17 protein-coding genes are annotated in these 17,973 nt (G+C 51.8%); 7 read left to right on the top strand and 10 right to left on the bottom strand.

Features of this window, described 5'->3' with window-relative positions; translation table 11 throughout:
• Positions 1-70 precede the first annotated feature (70 nt).
• Positions 71-1,060, top strand: a complete 990-nt coding sequence (locus tag EYB30_RS05965) for a GGDEF domain-containing protein (RefSeq protein ID WP_166837999.1) — start codon at positions 71-73, stop codon at positions 1,058-1,060.
• Between the two features lie 5 nt (positions 1,061-1,065).
• On the opposite strand, the gene EYB30_RS05960 is transcribed toward EYB30_RS05965, so the two are convergent.
• The 3 genes from EYB30_RS05960 to EYB30_RS05950 all read right to left on the bottom strand — a co-directional run bounded on the left by EYB30_RS05960 (position 1,066) and on the right by EYB30_RS05950 (position 5,900).
• Complete coding sequence (locus EYB30_RS05960; protein ID WP_166837998.1) at positions 1,066-4,134, bottom strand: transglycosylase domain-containing protein; 3,069 nt, start codon at positions 4,132-4,134, stop codon at positions 1,066-1,068.
• Between the two features lie 9 nt (positions 4,135-4,143).
• Positions 4,144-5,229: a ferrochelatase gene (hemH, locus tag EYB30_RS05955; protein ID WP_166837997.1), complete on the bottom strand. Its 1,086-nt coding sequence runs from the start codon at positions 5,227-5,229 to the stop codon at positions 4,144-4,146.
• 182 nt (positions 5,230-5,411) lie between these two features.
• Positions 5,412-5,900 (bottom strand): FKBP-type peptidyl-prolyl cis-trans isomerase, encoded by a 489-nt coding sequence (locus tag EYB30_RS05950; RefSeq protein ID WP_166837996.1) that lies wholly within the window; start codon positions 5,898-5,900, stop codon positions 5,412-5,414.
• Positions 5,901-6,051: 151 nt separating this feature from the next.
• On the opposite strand from EYB30_RS05950, the gene EYB30_RS05945 reads away from it, so the two are divergent.
• Positions 6,052-6,801 carry a substrate-binding periplasmic protein gene (locus tag EYB30_RS05945; protein ID WP_166837995.1) on the top strand — a complete coding sequence of 250 codons (750 nt, stop codon included), beginning with the start codon at positions 6,052-6,054 and terminating at the stop codon, positions 6,799-6,801.
• A 33-nt stretch (positions 6,802-6,834) separates the two neighbouring features.
• Here the strand turns inward: EYB30_RS05945 and trpA are convergent, their stop codons facing one another.
• The 7 genes from trpA to EYB30_RS05910 all read right to left on the bottom strand — a co-directional run bounded on the left by trpA (position 6,835) and on the right by EYB30_RS05910 (position 13,905).
• Positions 6,835-7,635, bottom strand: coding sequence for a tryptophan synthase subunit alpha (trpA, locus tag EYB30_RS05940; RefSeq protein WP_166837994.1), 801 nt, complete (start codon positions 7,633-7,635; stop codon positions 6,835-6,837).
• A complete protein-coding gene (gene trpB, locus EYB30_RS05935; protein ID WP_166837993.1) occupies positions 7,632-8,822 on the bottom strand; it encodes a tryptophan synthase subunit beta in 1,191 nt (396 codons plus the stop codon). Before trpB ends, trpA begins: the two co-directional genes overlap by 4 nt.
• Positions 8,815-10,206, bottom strand: a complete 1,392-nt coding sequence (gene trpCF / locus EYB30_RS05930) for a bifunctional indole-3-glycerol-phosphate synthase TrpC/phosphoribosylanthranilate isomerase TrpF (RefSeq protein WP_206674574.1) — start codon at positions 10,204-10,206, stop codon at positions 8,815-8,817. The genes trpB and trpCF overlap by 8 nt, the downstream gene beginning before the upstream one ends.
• A complete protein-coding gene (trpD, locus tag EYB30_RS05925) occupies positions 10,199-11,236 on the bottom strand; it encodes an anthranilate phosphoribosyltransferase (protein WP_166837992.1) in 1,038 nt (345 codons plus the stop codon). Before trpD ends, trpCF begins: the two co-directional genes overlap by 8 nt.
• 2 nt (positions 11,237-11,238) lie before the next feature.
• Complete coding sequence (locus EYB30_RS05920; RefSeq protein ID WP_166837991.1) at positions 11,239-11,823, bottom strand: aminodeoxychorismate/anthranilate synthase component II; 585 nt, start codon at positions 11,821-11,823, stop codon at positions 11,239-11,241.
• Positions 11,823-13,412, bottom strand: coding sequence for an anthranilate synthase component 1 (locus EYB30_RS05915; protein ID WP_166837990.1), 1,590 nt, complete (start codon positions 13,410-13,412; stop codon positions 11,823-11,825). The genes EYB30_RS05920 and EYB30_RS05915 overlap by 1 nt, the downstream gene beginning before the upstream one ends.
• 316 nt (positions 13,413-13,728) lie before the next feature.
• Entirely contained in the window at positions 13,729-13,905 is a 177-nt protein-coding gene (locus EYB30_RS05910; protein ID WP_166837989.1) for a DUF6435 family protein, read from the bottom strand.
• A gap of 116 nt (positions 13,906-14,021) precedes the next feature.
• Between EYB30_RS05910 and rnm the strand changes: the two genes are divergently transcribed.
• Genes rnm through rluB form a run of 5 tightly spaced genes read left to right on the top strand, consistent with a single transcriptional unit; the run spans position 14,022 to position 17,972 of the window.
• On the top strand, positions 14,022-14,867 hold the full coding sequence (gene rnm, locus EYB30_RS05905) for an RNase RNM (protein ID WP_166837988.1): 846 nt from the start codon (positions 14,022-14,024) through the stop codon (positions 14,865-14,867).
• A gap of 39 nt (positions 14,868-14,906) precedes the next feature.
• Positions 14,907-15,527: an L-threonylcarbamoyladenylate synthase gene (locus tag EYB30_RS05900; RefSeq protein ID WP_166837987.1), complete on the top strand. Its 621-nt coding sequence runs from the start codon at positions 14,907-14,909 to the stop codon at positions 15,525-15,527.
• A 14-nt stretch (positions 15,528-15,541) separates the two neighbouring features.
• The gene (locus EYB30_RS05895) at positions 15,542-16,378 is read left to right on the top strand and encodes a segregation and condensation protein A (protein WP_166837986.1); all 837 of its coding nucleotides are present in this window, start codon (positions 15,542-15,544) and stop codon (positions 16,376-16,378) included.
• Entirely contained in the window at positions 16,378-16,962 is a 585-nt protein-coding gene (scpB, locus tag EYB30_RS05890; protein ID WP_166837985.1) for an SMC-Scp complex subunit ScpB, read from the top strand. Before EYB30_RS05895 ends, scpB begins: the two co-directional genes overlap by 1 nt.
• A complete protein-coding gene (gene rluB, locus EYB30_RS05885; protein WP_166837984.1) occupies positions 16,962-17,972 on the top strand; it encodes a 23S rRNA pseudouridine(2605) synthase RluB in 1,011 nt (336 codons plus the stop codon). Before scpB ends, rluB begins: the two co-directional genes overlap by 1 nt.
• Position 17,973: the final 1 nt, after the last annotated feature.

Here is a 17,973-nt window from a genome sequence, read left to right as displayed (position 1 = left end):
TGCTGAATAAATAAGCTAGGATGCAGCTATCTTTAAGCATATTGTCAGCCCAAAGCAGGAGACGCGGTAGGTGCTAAAACGGTTAAAAGACGATTTCTATCTGGCGATGCTAACGCTGGTTGGTGTAACAATCGTACTTTGCGTAACACCTTACGGCATTTACCGGTTATATAGCGGTAATTATATTGTCGGTATTGCTGATCTGATAATGGTTGGCTGCGCTATTGCTGCCACCGTCACGGCATGGCGCACCGGAGATACAGTGAAACCCGGCCTGTTTATGGCGGTGGTCTTTTGTGTTGGCGCTATACTGGTCTGTATCAGCCTGGGCGTGGATGGCGTGTTTTGGGTATATCCGTTTTTGGTGTTTGTGTTTTTTCTGGTGTCACCGCTGCGAGCCTTTGCATTACTGCTGCTGATGTTGCTGGCGTTGTTTGCGATCAGCAGTTTCAAGCCTGATTTAATCTTCTCCAGCCAATTTCAGATGTTAGCATTTTTCGTTACTACCTCTATTACCAGCTTGTTTGCCTTCATTTTTGCGTATCGGGCCCAGATACAGCGTCGTGAGTTACAGCGATTAGCCACCACAGACAGTTTAACCGGGGCGTCAAACCGGCGCACCCTGAATGAGCAACTGGTATTGGCAATAGAGCAGCAGAGCCGGCATAACCGGCAGTACGGCCTGATTTTGCTCGATTTGGATCACTTTAAACAAATTAATGATAAATATGGCCACAAAACCGGTGACAAAATATTGATTGAGCTGGTGCCGGTATTGCAATCGCTGCTGCGCCAGCATGATCCGGTATTCCGGTTTGGTGGTGAGGAGTTTGTCGTGGTGGTGGCCGATATTAGCGCTGCTGCCCTGGAAAAGCTGGCAGAGAAGCTGCGACAGGGGGTTGAACAAAAAATGTTGCTACCCGATGGCAGCCATATTACCACGTCGGTGGGCATTGCCATGCTGCAAGCAGGAGAAGATTGGGAAGCCTGGTTACACCGTGCCGATATGGCGTTGTACCAGGCGAAGCATCAGGGCCGCAATCAGGTAGTAGTTGGCTAAACCGTCTACTCGCATCTGTTCTGGTTGTTCAGATACGGTACCAATATGGGGGCCATGCTATTCATTACCTGCAGCGGTAATGCTGATGTAAAACTAAATTTTTCTGCGTGGGCATCCGGAACATAAGCGGTAAGTACGCCAAAATGCTGATAACCAAGATAAAACACAAAGGTCGCTGTGCGGTTCAGGGCTTTTGAACTGATTTGCTGACCTTTGGCATTTAATTGCACCAGACGGTTGTCGCCGGTGCCTGTTTTGCCGCCTATCGCTATCTGAGCGCTCGCATAGGAAGGTTGTAACCGTCTGGCGGTGCCGTCAGTGGCAACTTGCTGTAATACCGTGCGCACCGCTGCAGCAACTTCAGGCTCAAGCACTTGCTGCGCCGGGGGCATTGGCCGGTTAAAGTGCGTTTCATAAGGGGTATCTATCGCAAACGACAGTTGGTCAATGCGGATAGTGGGTTGCTTTTTACCGTCGTTCAAAATAATGCCTACGAGATCGGCCAATGCCGCTGGCCGGTCACCTGAGCTACCTAAGGCCGTGGCCAGAGACGGTACCAGATAGTCAAACGGATAGCCCAATCGCTGCCAGCGTTGGTGTAAGTCCCAAAACGCTTCTATCTCCAGCATATTGCGGATACGGTTATCGCGGGCACTGCGAAAGCGGGTCTTAAACAGCCATTGATACACTTGCTGACGGGTGTCACTGCTATCAGCAATTGCCTGCGCTAATGCAGCGTTGGTATTTTGCTGTAAATAGGCCAGTAACCACAGCTCCAGCGGGTGGCTGCGTGACAGATAAGCACGATCCGGTAAGCTAAAGGCATCGCCCTGATATTTGTCGTATAGCTTTTGCCACTCCATTTCACTGACGGCGCCATTAAACTGATGTTGCATCAGGCTGGCAAATTGTGCTGGCGTTGCATCCGCTTGAATGAACAAATAGGCTGCCGCCAGCCGCTCGGGTGTTTGCCGGCTGCTGCTCAGATAGAGTTGCAAACGCTGCTCACTACTTAATGTGTTATATTTTTGCCAGAAGCGGCGTAAAAAGGTTGTGCCTTCACGGTCAGCAAAACGGCGCAGATATTGCTCCCGGCGTGGATTGTCGTCGTCTTTCAGTAACTGGTAACTGCTGTTTTCACCGTGATAAATAACATAGTTCACCATGTCCTGTAGCAAGCGCACAAAGGGCAGGTTGATAGAGTGCTGCAGGGCTTCTGCGATAGTGGGGTTAAGCTTGTCTTCCTCTTTTCGGAAGTTGTTAAAGGTATGCAGGCCGCCTCCGGTAAAGAAGCTCTCCTTAGGATCTGCACTGTAGCGTCGTAACAGTGCCGCTTGCAGCATGGTATCTAAACTCACTCCGGGTTGCTGGCTGATATAGTTTAACGCCCATTGTGTCAGGTTGTCCTGTGGGGCTATCTCAACAAACTGCAAGGTTTGCGGGTTTTCTTCGGCATACAGCCGGTGTAGCTCGGCTACCATCTGCAGATAGCTAACCAGCACCCTGAGTTTAGCGGTAGAACCCAACTCCAGTTTACTGGCATCGTTCATATCAAACGGCTGATCAGTGTTGTCGGTTTGCACTCTGACTTTATTACCATTGTCAGTGGTTTGGTAAAGGGTAAAACTGTAGCGTACGTTAGCTTGTTGCCCGGGTTGTAACAGGCGCTCGGCAAAGAGGCCAGCCTGCTCTGCGGTCTGATACTGGCTTAAACTGTGTAAATGCTGACTGATATCGCGTTGCAACGCGGTATTAATGCTGGTGCGACTTAGCAAATCTAACCGGTCCAGCTGGTACATATTCTGGTCTAATAGCTGACCCAGCCGGTTTCGTACCATAGTGGTGGCTTTAAAATCCTGCCCTGGCTGTGCAACCAGAGCCGCTTTAGCATGAAAACTCAGTTTTTGCGCCAGGGCTTTGTTGGCCAGCCCGGCGGGCACAATACCTTGTTGCTGCATTAGGCTGATATAGCGGTTACTCAGATTGGCCAGATCGTTGCGCCCTTGCAGTAAATAATAAGAAGGCCGGCGCTGGGCAACAATAAGCGCTATCACCTGCTTTAATGCCAGGCCTTGTTCATCAGTATAAGGGGCGCCTTGTTGCAATAGTTTGTTAACCTGAGCGGGCTGTTCGCCAAACCAGGCATGTAAACCCTCGCCGACACCATGCACGGCGCCGAAACTGGCGGTGGCTGCCAGCGGCACGGTATTAATATAATCGAGTACAATGTTTTGTCTGCTATCAGAGGTATCAACACTGTTTTTGTAGGTACGAACACTGGCTGACACTAACTGGCGGAACTTTTCCGTCATATCAGAGGTTAAGCCTTGTGGGCTATGGCGGTATTTTTCCAGTTGGGTTGCCAGTGTACTGCCACCTGCTGCTGCCGCAGGAATACCTGCCGCACGCTGCAGTTGTGACCACAGTGCGGCGCCTAAGCGGGGAATATTCAGTACCGGATTAGCGTGTGGATGGCCGGGCGTTAGTAAGCTTCGGTCTTCAACATATAGCAGGCTTTGTACTATCAGCGGGGCGACATCGGCTAAATGTGTAAACTGAAACGCCGGCGCCTGGTGTTGGTATAACAGATCCTGTGCACAGCCCTGAATGCTCAAACCTGCTTGTTGCTTTTCCCGATAAGGTGGGTAAAAGCCATATTGGGTGTAACGCATCAGGTTGTCGGAGAACTGGCTTTGCGCTGTGATCTGAAAGCCGGTTTGTTCCAGGGTTTCACGCCACTGAGCTAATTGGTTGTAACCAAATCGCTGGTCAAACGGACCTTGAGCCGGATAACGGATCTGTGACGACGCTCCGCTGACTAACTGATAGTCAAGCTTAGACGCCAGCCAATGCCAGAAATGTGATTGATAAAAGTGGTTGCGGCTTTCCTGATACAGCAAAGCTGTTAGCAGAATAAACATCAGCAACAGCAACCAGGGCGTTAAACGCAATGGCGGTTTAGGTGGCGGCACATAGGGTGCCTCACGCACATTATCAAACTTCGTCCGCTGTAGCAGCGGCTGAGCATTTAATGTCGGCTCTTGCCTTGGCCTGTTGCCATTGCGGCTACTCATACCAACCGGTTAGTCTCCATAAGTTGCACGGTTTAACGCCGCAGCCCGCTCAGCGCGTTGGGTATTGGCTGGCACCTGCCAGCCTTGTAAATTGGCTTTAATTAACTGGCACAACGCATCAATATGCTGCGGTTCTGCATTCAGCGCGCTGATATATTCATAGTGCTGACCACCGGCATGTAAAAAGTATTCCCGGTTTTCTTCTGCTATCTCTTCGATGGTCTCCAGACAATCAGCAGAGAAACCCGGGCAAAACACCTGCACGCTCTTTACACCTTGTGCCGGCAGGGCTTTTAGTGTGTCATCGGTATAAGGTTTTAACCACTCTTCACGGCCAAAGCGCGACTGAAAGGTGGTCAGATAGTCATCTTCGCCCAGCCCCAGTTGCTCTGCTATTAAGCGCGAGGTTTTATAGCATTCGCAGTGGTAGGGGTCTCCGTTTAGCAAATAGCGTTTGGGGATACCGTGATAAGATAAAATTAATTTGTCAGCCCGACCATGCTGTTGCCAGTGGCGACGGATCTTATCTGCGGCGGCGGCAATAAAGGGCGGATAATCCGGGTAGTGTGATACAAAACGTAAATCCGGCAGCCAGCGCCGACGCATAAAATTGCGCGCCAGCTCGTCAAAACTGGAGGCTGAGGTCGACGCAGAATATTGTGGGTACAGCGGCAACACCAACAGTTTACGCACGCCCTGAGCAAACAGCTTATCCAGCACGCTGTCAAAGCTGGGGTTACCATAGCGCATGGCAAACTCCACTACCACATCCGTCATGCCTTCTTGTTGCAACTGCAGGGCAATAGCATCGCGCTGCGCCTGGGTGTGAAACAATAGCGGTGAGCCCTGGTCAGTAAATACGCTGGCATAAGCTTTGGCCGAGCGGCGCGGCCGGAATTGTAAAATTACGCCGTTTAAAATCAGCCACCATAATACACGCGGTACTTCGACGACACGGGGGTCAGATAAAAACTGTTTTAAATAGCGCTTTAACGCTTTGGGTGTGGGCTCGTCTGGCGTACCAAGGTTAGTTATCAGTATGCCGATTTTATCGGCCTGTTTGTGGTCGAAATCGCGGGTATTGATATAGCGCATAACAGAACGGCTGCTCTTTTAGTGATGAAACTGTTGTTACGCCCAAGCTGCGTGAACAGTTTACTGATTAAAAGCCTGAGCCGATCTTAGCAGTTTCTGCGATGGATAAGTAAGCAGGGTAGAAAATTAATCTTTAGCGGCGAAATTCGCCGGGCTGTTAACGTCGCAACCCGGCTGTGGTGTTAGTGGTGGTGATGGCCGCCTTCACCGTGAGCGTGGCCATGAGCAATTTCTTCTTCGCTGGCTTCACGCACGGCTAATACGTCAATGGCAAATTGCAGTGTTTTGCCGGCCAGTGGGTGGTTGGTGTCGACATCGGCTTTAAACATGCCTACTTTGACAATAGTCACCTGGCGCTGGCCGTGTTCGGTTTGCACCACGGCTGTCATACCCGGTTGCCATTTCTTGGCGCCCAGCAGGTGTTTTACCTGAATACTTTGAATCGCATTTTCATCGCGCTCACCGTAAGCTTGCTGTGGTGTTAAGGTAAGGTCGAGTTTGTCTCCGGCAGCTTTGCCGGTTAACGCCTGCTCCAGCGCCGGCAGCATTTGCTGATGGCCGTGCAGATACAGCAGCGGGTGGCTGCCGTGCGAGCTTTCAATTTGCTTGCCAGTTTGGGCATCGGTTAGGGTGTAATGAAACTGTACTACGCTGTTGTTGCTGATTTGCATAAGCTGATATCCGCTGCGAGAAAAGCCGTTATTATCCGGCGACAACAGAGAAAAATCGACTGCTTTTTAGCTTTGTTCCTAAAGTGGTAGTTGGCGCTTTGCTATTTGCTCACTACACTGCAATTAACGCAGTAATTTAGGCAATCTATACATGGATAAAAGTCTGGCGGCGGTGTTTGTCATGCTCTGGCTGTGGTTCACGCCTGCTGTAGCGGCACAAACTGAGTTTGTCGTCGGTACTGAAGATCTGAATTTTTATCCTCACTACGATTTCACCAGCGCTGACAGTCAGGGATTCGCCAATGAGGTATTGCAGCTGTTTGCCCGCAGCTATGGTTATCAGTTCAGCTTTCAGCCGTTGCCCGTTAAACGCTTGTACCATGAGCTGGATAATCTGGTGGATTTTATCTACCCTGACAACCCAAATTGGGTGAAATATCAGGGCTCGCAAGCCAGTCGGTTGTTCAGTGAGCCGCTGATTTACAATCTGGGCACCACTTTGGTATTGCCCGCCAACAAACAAATTCGCTTAGACCAGTTTCGCACCTTGGCGGTTATTCATGGTTTCACCCCGACGGCCTGGCTGACGCTGCGCGGCCAGTATCGTTTTAAACTTTATGAAGTGCCCAATGCCGTATCGGCTGTGAATTTAGTGCTAAAGGGAGAGCTGCAAGGCGCTGATGTTGAATACAATGTGGCGCAGCAAGTTTTGCGCCAGCAGCAACAACCAGGCGCTTTAGTGGTAGCGGACAACCTGCCAATGACGCGGGTGGCATTTCATTTATCCACCGTGCGCCATCCGCAGGTATTGCAGCAATTTAATCGTTTCTTACTTAGCCATCAGGCAGAGATAAGCGCGCTAAAACAAAAATACCAGCTGACAGACAGCCTGCCGCAGTAGCAGGCTGGCCATAAGCGGTCTGAACCTGGCCGCTTAGGTTGCGGCCTTCATACTGCTGACAAATTGCGTTAACTGTGCCAGTAGCTCTGCCGGTTGTTGCTGATACTGCTCTATCAGCTTAACAATGGCTGAGCCCGAAATAGCGCCGGCAGCACCGCTTTTTATTGCATTCTGCACATGTGCTGGCGTTGAGATACCAAAGCCGAGCAATGGCGGTGCCGGGTTATAGCTGCGAATACGCGCTATCAGCTCACTGGTTGGCATAGCGGCGGCGGTTTCAGTGCCGGTGACACCGGCACGGCTTAGCAGATAGGTATAACCACGGCCATATGATGCTATCTGGCGCAGATCGTCATCATCGACATTAGGCGGCACAATAAAAATCGGCGCTATATCATGCTTAATGGCGCTTTGGCGGAATAGTTTGCTCTCGTGCAGCGGCACATCGGCTATCAGCACTGAATCGACGCCGGCACTGGCAGCCTGGGCATAAAAATTATCCAGACCGCGCGCCATCACCAGGTTGGAATACAGCAGCAAGCCAATCGGAATAGTGGCGTGGTACTGGCGGATTCTGGCAATAATATCAAAACTGATAGCCGGTGTGGTGCCGGCGGCCAGGGCGCGGATATTAGCGCCTTGTATCGTTGGGCCATCGGCTATCGGGTCAGAGAAAGCAATACCCAGCTCCAGTGCATCGGCACCGGCGTCAATTAAGGTTTTAATGATGTCGAACGACAGTTCAGGTGTCGGGTCGCCAATGGTAACAAAGGGCACAAAGGCGCCACGGCCTTCGCGGCTTAAGCGGTCAAACATCTGCTGATAGCGCTTCATAACTGGCCTCCTGCTAATACGCTGTGCACATGGGCTAAATCTTTATCGCCGCGGCCGGATAAATTCACTAATAATACTGTTGGCTCAGTAGCCTGCTCGGCCAGTTTCAGTGCATACGCCAGCGCATGTGAGCTTTCCAGTGCCGGAATTATGCCTTCACTTTTCGCCAGCTGCTGAAAGGCCGCTAAGGCTTCATCATCGTTAATGGCCACGTATTCAGCGCGGCCGGTCTGCTGCAAATGGGTATGTTGTGGGCCAACGGCCGGATAGTCGAGACCTGCTGAAATGGAATACGACTCTTCAATCTGACCATCGTTGGTTTGCATAATGGCCGTATAAGCACCGTGTAAAATGCCATAGCTGCCGGTTGATAACGCAGCGCCGTGCTGGTGGGTGTCTAACCCTTTACCACCGGGTTCAACGCCAATCAGCTTTACGCCCTCTTCAGCGATAAAATCAGCAAAGATACCAATGGCATTAGAGCCGCCGCCAACACAGGCGATCACCGCATCGGGTAATTTACCCTCGGCTTTGAGTATTTGCTGCTTGGCTTCTTCGCCAATCATTTTTTGAAAGTCGCGCACTATGGTCGGGAACGGGTGTGGGCCGGCGGCGGTGCCCAGCATATAATGCGTCGTGTCATAAGTGGCAGACCAGTCGCGCATCGCTTCGTTTACCGCATCTTTTAGCGTGCCACTGCCGCTGGTTACCGGAATGACGGTCGCGCCCATCAGCTTCATGCGAAACACGTTCGGTTGCTGGCGCTCAATATCTTTGGCGCCCATATAAATGCGGCACTTCAGCCCCAGCAAGGCGCAGGCCAGTGCTGTGGCCACACCATGCTGGCCGGCGCCGGTTTCGGCGATCACTTCTTGTTTGCCCATGCGTTTAGTTAGCAGCGCCTGGCCTAACACCTGATTGGTTTTATGCGCGCCGCCATGCAGCAAGTCTTCGCGTTTCAGGTAAATTTTCACCAGCGGATTGGGTGAAATATTACGGCACAGGGTCAACGGCGTTGGCCGGCCGGCGTATTCGGTTAGCAGCTGTTGAAACTCAGCATGAAAGGCCGGGTCTTGCAGCGCATCAACATAGGCTTGCTCCAGCTGTTTAAGCGCTGGCACCAGCAGTTGCGGCACAAACATGCCGCCGTACTGGCCAAAATAAGGGTTAAGTTTTAGCTCACTCATAGTGAAACTCCCGCAAAAGTGTAAAAGCTGACCGGATCTTCGCCGCATCTTTGATGCCTGGCGCGCTTTCCAGCCCTGAATTGAAATCGAGCCCGGCAACCGGCAACCTGGCAGCAGCCAGGCAATTGTCACTGTTTAAGCCGCCTGCCAGCATGATAGGTTTACTGGCGCTCTGTTCGGCCAGCAGTTGCCAGTTAAAACTCAGGCCACTGCCGCCGTGCTGCGTTGGATGATAGGCATCGAGCAAGATAGAATCGGCATAAGAGGTAAATGCAGGCAACTCATCTTTTACCCTATAGGCTTTCCAGATCTTGCAGCCAGGCGGTAATAGCGGCTTTAATGCGCTGATATAGCTGTCATCTTCGTCACCATGCAGCTGTACGGCGCTCAGCTTTAAACTGTGCGCCAGACGGGTGACTTCAGTCGGCTCAGCATTAACAAAGACGCCGACATAATTAAGCGGCGCAGCTTGCTGCACCGCAGCGGCCTGCTCTGGTGTCACGTTGCGTGGCGATGGCGGATAAAAAATTAAGCCGCCGTAATAAGCGCCGCCGGCAAAAGCCGCTGCGGCATCTTCTGGCCGTGTTAAGCCACAGGTTTTATGCTCGCCCAGTACCAGTTTGCGCGTAGCATCAGCTAAGTCATGTTGCGCCATTAGTGAGCTGCCAACTAAAAAGGCATCGGCGACCTTGGCTAAATGCCGCACCTGCTGGTTAGTGTAAATGCCCGACTCTGATACTACCATTCTGCCCTCTGGGATCAGTTTGGCCAACTCAAAGCTGGTGTTAAGGTTAGTGCTCAGGTCACGCAGGTCACGGTTATTAATACCGATAAGCTCAGCATTTAGCGCCACGGCACGCAGGGTTTCCTCTTCATTGCTGACTTCGGTTAATACCGTCATATTAAGCTCTGCCGCGGTGGCAGCAAGCTGGCGGTATTCATTATCATCCAGCACGGACAGCATCAGCAACACGGCATCGGCGCCGCAGTGGCGGCCTAAATAGATTTGGTAGCTGTCGATAATAAAGTCTTTATGCAGCAGTGGTTTATCAACCAGGCTACGCATGGTGCGCAAATAGTCATATTTGCCTTGGAAGAATTTCTCATCGGTTAATACCGAGATGCAATCGGCGTACTGGCCGTATACCTGAGCGAGTTCTGCAAGATTAAAATCGGCCCGGATCAAACCTTTCGACGGCGAGGCTTTTTTGCATTCTAAAATAAACCGCGGCCCCGGCTGCTTCAGCGCGGCAAGAAAATCGTGCTGGCTCGGTGTTACGCTGCTGATAAAAGTGGTCAGAGGTTGCTGCTGTTTCAGTTGTGCCACTTCATCGCGCTTATGCGCCACGATTTTTGCCAGCACATTGGGCATAGTATCAGACATCGGCAGCCTCCTGCTGCTGGCTTAGCTGTTTAAACTGGCTGAGCGTGCTAAAGGCTTTGGCTGAGCTTAACAGTTCCAGTACGGCGCGGGTGTTGACTTTTAAATCATCACCCATGCCGGCAATTTTCAGCATCGCCGCGACGTTTATTGCCACAGCGGCATTGTGCGCACTTTGGCCCTGGCCTTGCAAAATGGCCAGCGTAGCGGCGGCGTTCTCAACCGGCTCGCCACCGGCTAAAGCGCTAAGCGGCATTTGCGTAACGCCAAAATCGTCTGGTGTCAGGCTAAACTCGCTAAGCTCCCCGTCTTTTAACTCACAAACATAGGTATTACCGTGCAGCGCGACCTCGTCACAGCCACTGCCATGTACTACCCAGGCGCGTTTTACGCCCAGCTGTTGTAGCGCCTGCGCCATTACGCGGCACAGTTTAGGATCATATACGCCCAGCAGCTGATAATCCGGCGCTGCCGGGTTGACCAGCGGGCCTAACAGGTTAAACAGGGTGCGGCTTTTTAGCGCATTGCGTACCGGCATCGCATGTTTAATACCGGCATGATAAAGCGGCGCAAATAAGAAGCTGCAGTTTGTTTGCACCAGGCTGTTGGCCGCTTGAGCCGGTGTCATCTGAATATTGATGCCAAGCTGTTCCAGCAAATCGGCCGAGCCAGAGCGTGATGACACGCTGCGGTTCCCGTGTTTTACCACCTTTAAGCCCATGGCTGCGCCAACAATGGCGGCTGTAGTAGAGATATTAATGGTATTACTGCCATCGCCGCCGGTACCGCAGCAGTCAATGGCGCCACTCACCGTTTGCGGCAGGCTTTTCGCCGCGCGGCGCAGTGCACTGGCGGCACCGGCAATTTCAGCGGCCGTTTCGCCGCGCATTTTCAGCGCCACCAACAGCGCAGTCAGCTGCACCGGTTCAACTTCGCCTTGTACTACGGCGCTAAAAAACTGCTCGGCCTGGGTAAAGCTCAGCGGCTGGCCGGTTAAGCTGTGTTGTACGGTAGCTAAAATTGGATCTGTCATCGTCAGTCTCGCAATAAATAATCAATACTGTTTTTCAGCAATGGCTTACCCAGGGTGGTCAAAATAGACTCAGGGTGAAACTGAAAGCCCAACATGCGTTTTTCTTCATTAATCACTGCCATCGGAATATGCCGGTCGTTGGCCAGCAGGGTTAACGCATTGGGCATTTCGGTGGCCATTAATGAGTGATAGCGCGCCACCAAAAACGGCTTGGGTAAACCGGCAAATAACGGATGCTCATTCAGCGTTATCGCGGCTGTCTTGCCATGTACGGTTTCACCGGCGCGGCCGACCACACCACCAAAGTGTTCAACAATAGCCTGATGCCCCAGACAAATGCCTAATACCGGAAATTGTGCTTCACACCGCTTTAGCAATGCCGGCATTGAACCGGCATCAGCTGGGCTGCCGGGGCCTGGCGAAAGCACCAGTAATACCGGCTCTGATTCAGTCAGCATCTGCTGGTAAATATAGTCAGCCGGTACGGTATTGCGGTACAGCTTTACCGGGTAGCCCAGCTGGGAAAATTCATCGACCAGGTTGTAAGTAAAAGAGTCGATATTATCGAGTAAATAGATGACGGCCATCAGTTGCTCCTCCCGGCGCTGCTATGCGCTGACACTATGGCATTTATCACGGCCTGGGCTTTGCTGCGGGTTTCATCGGCTTCGGCCTGGGCGTTTGAATCAAATACCACACCGGCGCCGGCCTGAATATAAGCGGTGCTATCGGCCACATAGGCCGAGCGGATCACAATGCAGCTGTCAAAATCGCCGTTACCGGATAAATAACCGACAGCGCCACCGTAGCTGCCACGGCGTTTGCCTTCGACGCCACGGATAAGCTCGGCGGCTTTCACTTTCGGCGCGCCAACCAAAGTGCCCATATTCATGCAGGCCTGATAAGCATGCAGCGCATCCAGCTCGGGTTTTAGGGTCCCGACAACGCGTGACACTAAATGCATCACATAAGAGTAGCGATCGACTTTTAGCAGCTCTTTAACATAGCGGCTGCCCGGCACACTGATACGGGCGACATCGTTACGGGCTAAATCAACCAGCATTAAATGCTCGGCTTTTTCTTTTTCATCCTGCCTAAGCTCCAGCTCAATGCGGCTGTCCAGATCTCGGTCTATGCTGCCATCGCTTTTAAAGCCACGCCGCCGTGTACCGGCAATAGGGTAAATTTCGACCTGGCGGTTTTGGGCATCAAACTTCAATGCTGACTCGGGTGAGGCGCCAAACAACGTAAAGGCGGCATCCTGCAAATAAAACATATAAGGGCTGGGGTTTTGCTGCTTTAAGCGCTGATAAGCCGCCAATGGATTGGGGCAGGGCAGGGTAAAGCAGCGTGAAGGCACCACCTGAAACACGTCACCGGCAACAATATGCTGCTTTAGTCTTTCGACCTGAGCAACAAAGTTTGCATCGCTGATATCGACCTGCACCTGTGCCTGTATTGCGGTGGCGGCTGTGGTGGCCGCGGCGGGCGTTTGCAGCAATTGCTTAAGTTGCTCCAGCCGTTTGCCGATGACAAAACAGTTGGCGGCGGCCTGCTCGCCACAAAACACATTACCCACTATTCTGCTGTGGCCGTTTTGATGATCCAGCACCAGCAGGGTTTCGGCCAGATAAAACACATAATCCGGGCACTGGTTTTCTGCGGTTGGCACTTCTGGCAACTGCTCAACCGTGGCCACCATGTCGTAACCAATAACGCCGCCTAAAAATACCGCAAAGGGCTCGTCGCTCTGACACTTTAGCGCGGTTTGCAAAGTGCGCAGTACGCTAAAGGGGTTAGGCGCTTGCAGCCTGGCGCTTTCTTCCAGCAACAGCGCCGGGCGCTGGTAGGTAACACGCAGTTGGCCGTTTTGTTGCTCAACGGTCGCATCTGCGCTGAGTTTAGTCGCCAGATACGGCAGCAGTACAGCGCCATTGTTACTCACCGCCTGCACAACCACGCTTTGATCGTTGCATTCAATCCGCAGCGCCGCATCAATCAGCAGCAGGCTTTTTAAGTTATCTTTGCTGTCTATCTCGGCTGATTCCAGCAGCAGCGAATACGGGCTTTGCGCCGTCAGCAGCTGGTAACAGGCCAGGGCGTCACTGTGATACGGCAGCGGCATCGCTATGCTGGCCACCTCGCCCGGCGTATCGGTAATATGACTAAAAATCATGCTTTTCCCTTATTTTTCAACACGCTTTTTGTTTTGCCGCTTCGCACAATTTTGCCAGCCCATAAAAAAAGCCCGCTTCTTGTGGAAACGGGCTTTGGTAAATAAAGCGAATACAACGCCTACACACGCCCGTTGGGAATGTGCCACCACCAGTTAGTCAGGTTAGGGGTTGTGATAAATTGCATTGGCTTTGGTTACCTCGTTGGTTATGCCAACATAAAACCGCAAAACGGTAGCGGGCGTCAAGTGCTTATTTGTTATAACTCAGAAATAAAAGCGTATAAGTGGCCAGATGGCTGATGCTTGCACAAAATTGCTAACCGTTAGCTTTTTCCAATTGCTGAATTTTCTGCCAAATTTCTTCGCTTTCTGCGGTTAAATCAGCAAATAACCGCATATCGCCATTACGCTGGGCGTGCATCGCTTGCTCCAGCTTCTGATCATAAGCTTTGCGCAATTTTTTTACCGGATCGGATTTTAACCAGCCAAACATAATGCCACCTGTGCAATTTAAGATGTTAGCTTTACGCGACAACAGCGCTTCAGGTTCAGTTTATTTTGTGATAACCCACTGCTGTGCGACAATAGCCGCCTTAATTTGAGGTGCGAATGAAGATTGATTTACACAGCCATACCCATTGCTCTGACGGTGTCCTGTCACCGGCCGATTTAGTTGCGCGGGCAGTGGAGAAGGGCGTGGATGTGCTGGCGATTACCGACCATGACACCGTGGCTGGCTTAGCCGACGCAAGACAAGCCATTAGCGACCAGCAATTGCCGCTTGAGCTGATTAACGGTGTGGAAATCTCTACCAGCTGGCAACAGCTGGAAATTCATATTGTTGGATTGAATATTAACCCGGATTGCCCACAATTCTTAGCCAGACTAGACACTCAGCGTCAGGCACGTGTGGTGCGCGCAGAAGAAATGGCGCGCCGGCTGGAAAAAAGCCAAATTCCCGATGTGTTGCCTGCAGTGCTAAAGCTGGCCAACGGTGCCGCCCTTACCCGTACTCATTTTGCCCGCCATCTGGTCAGTATTGGCAAAGCCAGCACCATGGATGGCGTGTTTAAAAAGTATCTTGGCCGCGGCAAAATTGGTTATGTGCCAAATAACTGGGTTGCGATGGACGAGGCGATTGCCTGGATCCATGAGGCTGGTGGCGTCGCTGTGCTGGCGCATCCGCTGAAATATAAGCTAACCACCAAATGGGTAAAACGGCTGGCTGAGCAGTTTGCCGCTGCCGGTGGTGATGCAATAGAAGTGATTTCACCGCAGCAAACGCCGGTACAAAAACGTGAGCTTTGGGCACTGTGCCAATTGCATGGTTTAACGGCGTCAGTGGGGTCAGACTTTCATCAGGCAACAACTTGGAATGATATCGGAAAAAACCTATATTTAACCGACGATGTGTTGCCGGTGTGGGCCAACTGGCCACTGCTGGCCACAGCTTAGCTGCTCCGATAGCAATTAAATAAGTAAAGAAGAATAACAATGAGCCAATTTTTTCATATCCATCCGGAAACGCCACAGCAGCGTTTGTTAAAACAAGCGGTGCAAATTATTCAGCAGGGCGGTGTGGTTATTTACCCAACCGATAGCGGCTATGCGCTGGGCTGTCATGTTGGCGATAAAAACGCCATGGAGCGTATTTTACAAATCCGTCAGGTCAGTGGCGATCACCATTTTACGTTGCTGTGCCGCGATTTATCTGAGCTGTCGGTGTATGCCAAAGTGGAAAACAGCGCTTTTCGCTTAATTAAAAACAATACGCCCGGTGCTTATACCTTTATTTTGCGCGGCACTAAAGAAGTGCCTAAACGCTTATTAAACGACAAGAAGAAAACCATCGGCCTGCGGATCCCGGAAAATAAAATTGCGCTGGCATTGTTGGCAGAGCTTGGCGAGCCGCTGCTAAGCACCAGTTTAATTTTACCCGGCGAAGAATTTGCTGAAAGCGACCCGGAAGAAATGCGTGCCCGCTTAGAAAAACAAGTCGATCTGATTATGCACGGCGGTGTTATAGGTGAAGCGCCAACCACAGTAGTCGATTTATCCGAGGATGAACCTGTGCTACTGCGTGAGGGCCGTGGCGACCCGGCGCCGTTTCGTTAATAAGGCCACAACGCTTGAGCGATACCTTATCTGACAGCCTGCCTGATAGCTTAACCATACAGCAACCACTGCCGCTGGCCTTTGTGCGTGGCGAAGCGGTGCTGGAGCGGCCGGAGGATTTATATATACCGCCGGACGCGCTGGAAATTCTGCTGGATGCTTTTGAAGGCCCGCTGGATTTTTTGCTGTATTTAATCCGCAAGCATAAGTTTGATATTGTCGATTTGCCAGTAAACGAAATAACCCTGCAATATATGGAATATATTGAGTTAATGCAGGGGCTGAACTTTGAACTGGCGGCTGAATATTTAGTGATGGCGGCGATGCTGGCGGAGATTAAATCGCGTTTACTGCTGCCCCGGCACAGCGAAGTCGAAGATGAAGAAGCCGATCCGCGTGCTGAGCTTATCCGCCGCCTGCAGGAATATGAAGTATTCAAACAGGCTGCGACCGAGCTGGACAGCCTGCCGCGTGATGAGCGCGATCATTTTACCGCCAAGGCTACGCTGGCAGAAAACTTTGCCCCGCTGCTGATTTTGCCGGATGTTGATTTAGCTGAGCTGACACTGGCGCTTAAAGATATTGTCAAACGGGCGAAGGATTTTCAGCACCACCATATTAAACGCGAGCATTTATCTACCCGTGAGCGCATGAGCCGTATTCTGGATTTATTAAGCGCGCATCAGGGCTATCTGGCGTTTTCCGCCTGCTTTGATGTCACAGAAGGCCGCGAAGGTGTGGTAGTGACCTTTTTAGCCATGCTGGAGCTGACCAAAGAAAAGCTGGTAGAGATTATTCAGGTTGAGGCCTATGGCCAAATTCATGTCAAATTAAAGGACGCTGAGGCATAATGGCGGGCAAAATAAATGACGTGCAGTTAATGCAGCTGGTAGAAGCGGCCATTTTTGCTGCTGATAAGCCGCTTAGTACTGAGGATTTACAAAGCAGCGTGCTGGATGGCTTAAATGTCAGTAAAAAGCGCTTAAACGATACCTTAGCGCGGCTGATGCAAGACTACGCCGGGCGCGGTATTATTTTAACGGAAACAGCATCCGGCTATCGCTTTATTACCAAACCGGAGCTGAGTGATTATTTAGCCCGGCTATGGCCTGAGCGCTCGCCGCGCTACTCGCGTGCTGTACTGGAAACCCTGGCACTGATTGCCTATCGCCAGCCGATTACCCGCGGCGAGATTGAAGATATCCGCGGCGTGTCGGTTAGCAGCCAGATCATGCGCACCTTGTTAGACCGTGGCTGGGTCAAGGTGGTAGGTCATAAAGAAGTACCGGGCCGGCCCGGCTTATACGCGACAACAAAAGAATTTTTAGATTATTTTGGTTTAAAACATTTAAACCAGTTACCGCCCTTGCCGGAATTTCAGGCCATTAGCCTGGATCTGGCCGACACCGTCGTGACGACAGGAGAATTGCACTAATGAGTGAAAAAGCCGGCAGTGAAAAACTGCAAAAAGTATTAGCCCGCGCAGGTTTAGGCTCGCGCCGCGAAATGGAAGACTGGATTAGCGGTGGCCGCGTTACGGTAGACGGCAAACCGGCCACACTGGGCGACCGTGTAAGCCCGACCCAGCAAGTGCGGGTAGATGGCCACCCGGTACAAATTGCCAGCGAAGAGCAGCAAATATGTCGCGTGCTGGCTTACCACAAGCCGGAAGGCGAGATTTGCTCGCGTACTGATCCGGAAGGGCGGCCAACAGTATTCTCCCGCCTGCCCAACATTAAAGGCGCGCGCTGGATTGCCATCGGCCGGCTGGATATTAACACCTCAGGTTTATTGCTGTTTACTACCGATGGTGAATTAGCGAACCGTTTAATGCACCCCAAGTTTGAAGTCGAACGTGAATACGCGGTAAGGGTGTTTGGCGAGATCAATGATGCGATGATCCAGCGTTTACGCACCGGCGTTGAGTTAGAAGACGGCAAAGCCAACTTCAAAAAAATTAAAGCGCTGCCAGGTGAGGGCATTAACCGCTGGTTTCATGTAGTGTTAACCGAAGGCCGTAACCGCGAAGTACGCCGCATGTGGGAGTCACAGGGTGCTGTGGTTAGCCGCCTTATCCGCGTGCGCTATGGTGATTTACTGCTGCCAAAACACTTACCGGCCGGTGGCTATGCCGAATATCCGCTGGAAGAGGTAAATTACCTGCGTAAGTTAGTCAGCTTAGCGCCGGAAGTGGCCACCCTGGTTAAGCCGGAAGACCGCGACGAGCGCCGCCGCCGCATGGCCAGCATGAAACGCGCGGTACGTAAGCACGATATCGCCGCTAAAACCCCGGCGCGTACACCGAAAGAACGCAAGCCAAGCGAAGCAAGGCCAGCTAAACCGGACGCCGCTAAGCCGGCAGGTCGCAGAGGCCCGGCCAAGCCCAAAGGCAAGCCAATACGGCAGCCTAATGGTAAAAAGCCCAGCCGTGAAGGCAGAGGTTAAG

This window comes from Rheinheimera pleomorphica, from assembly GCF_011634895.1.
In the GTDB taxonomy this organism is placed as follows: Bacteria; Pseudomonadota; Gammaproteobacteria; order Enterobacterales; family Alteromonadaceae; genus Alishewanella; species Alishewanella pleomorphica.
This window is presented reverse-complemented; position numbering and strand designations above follow the sequence as displayed.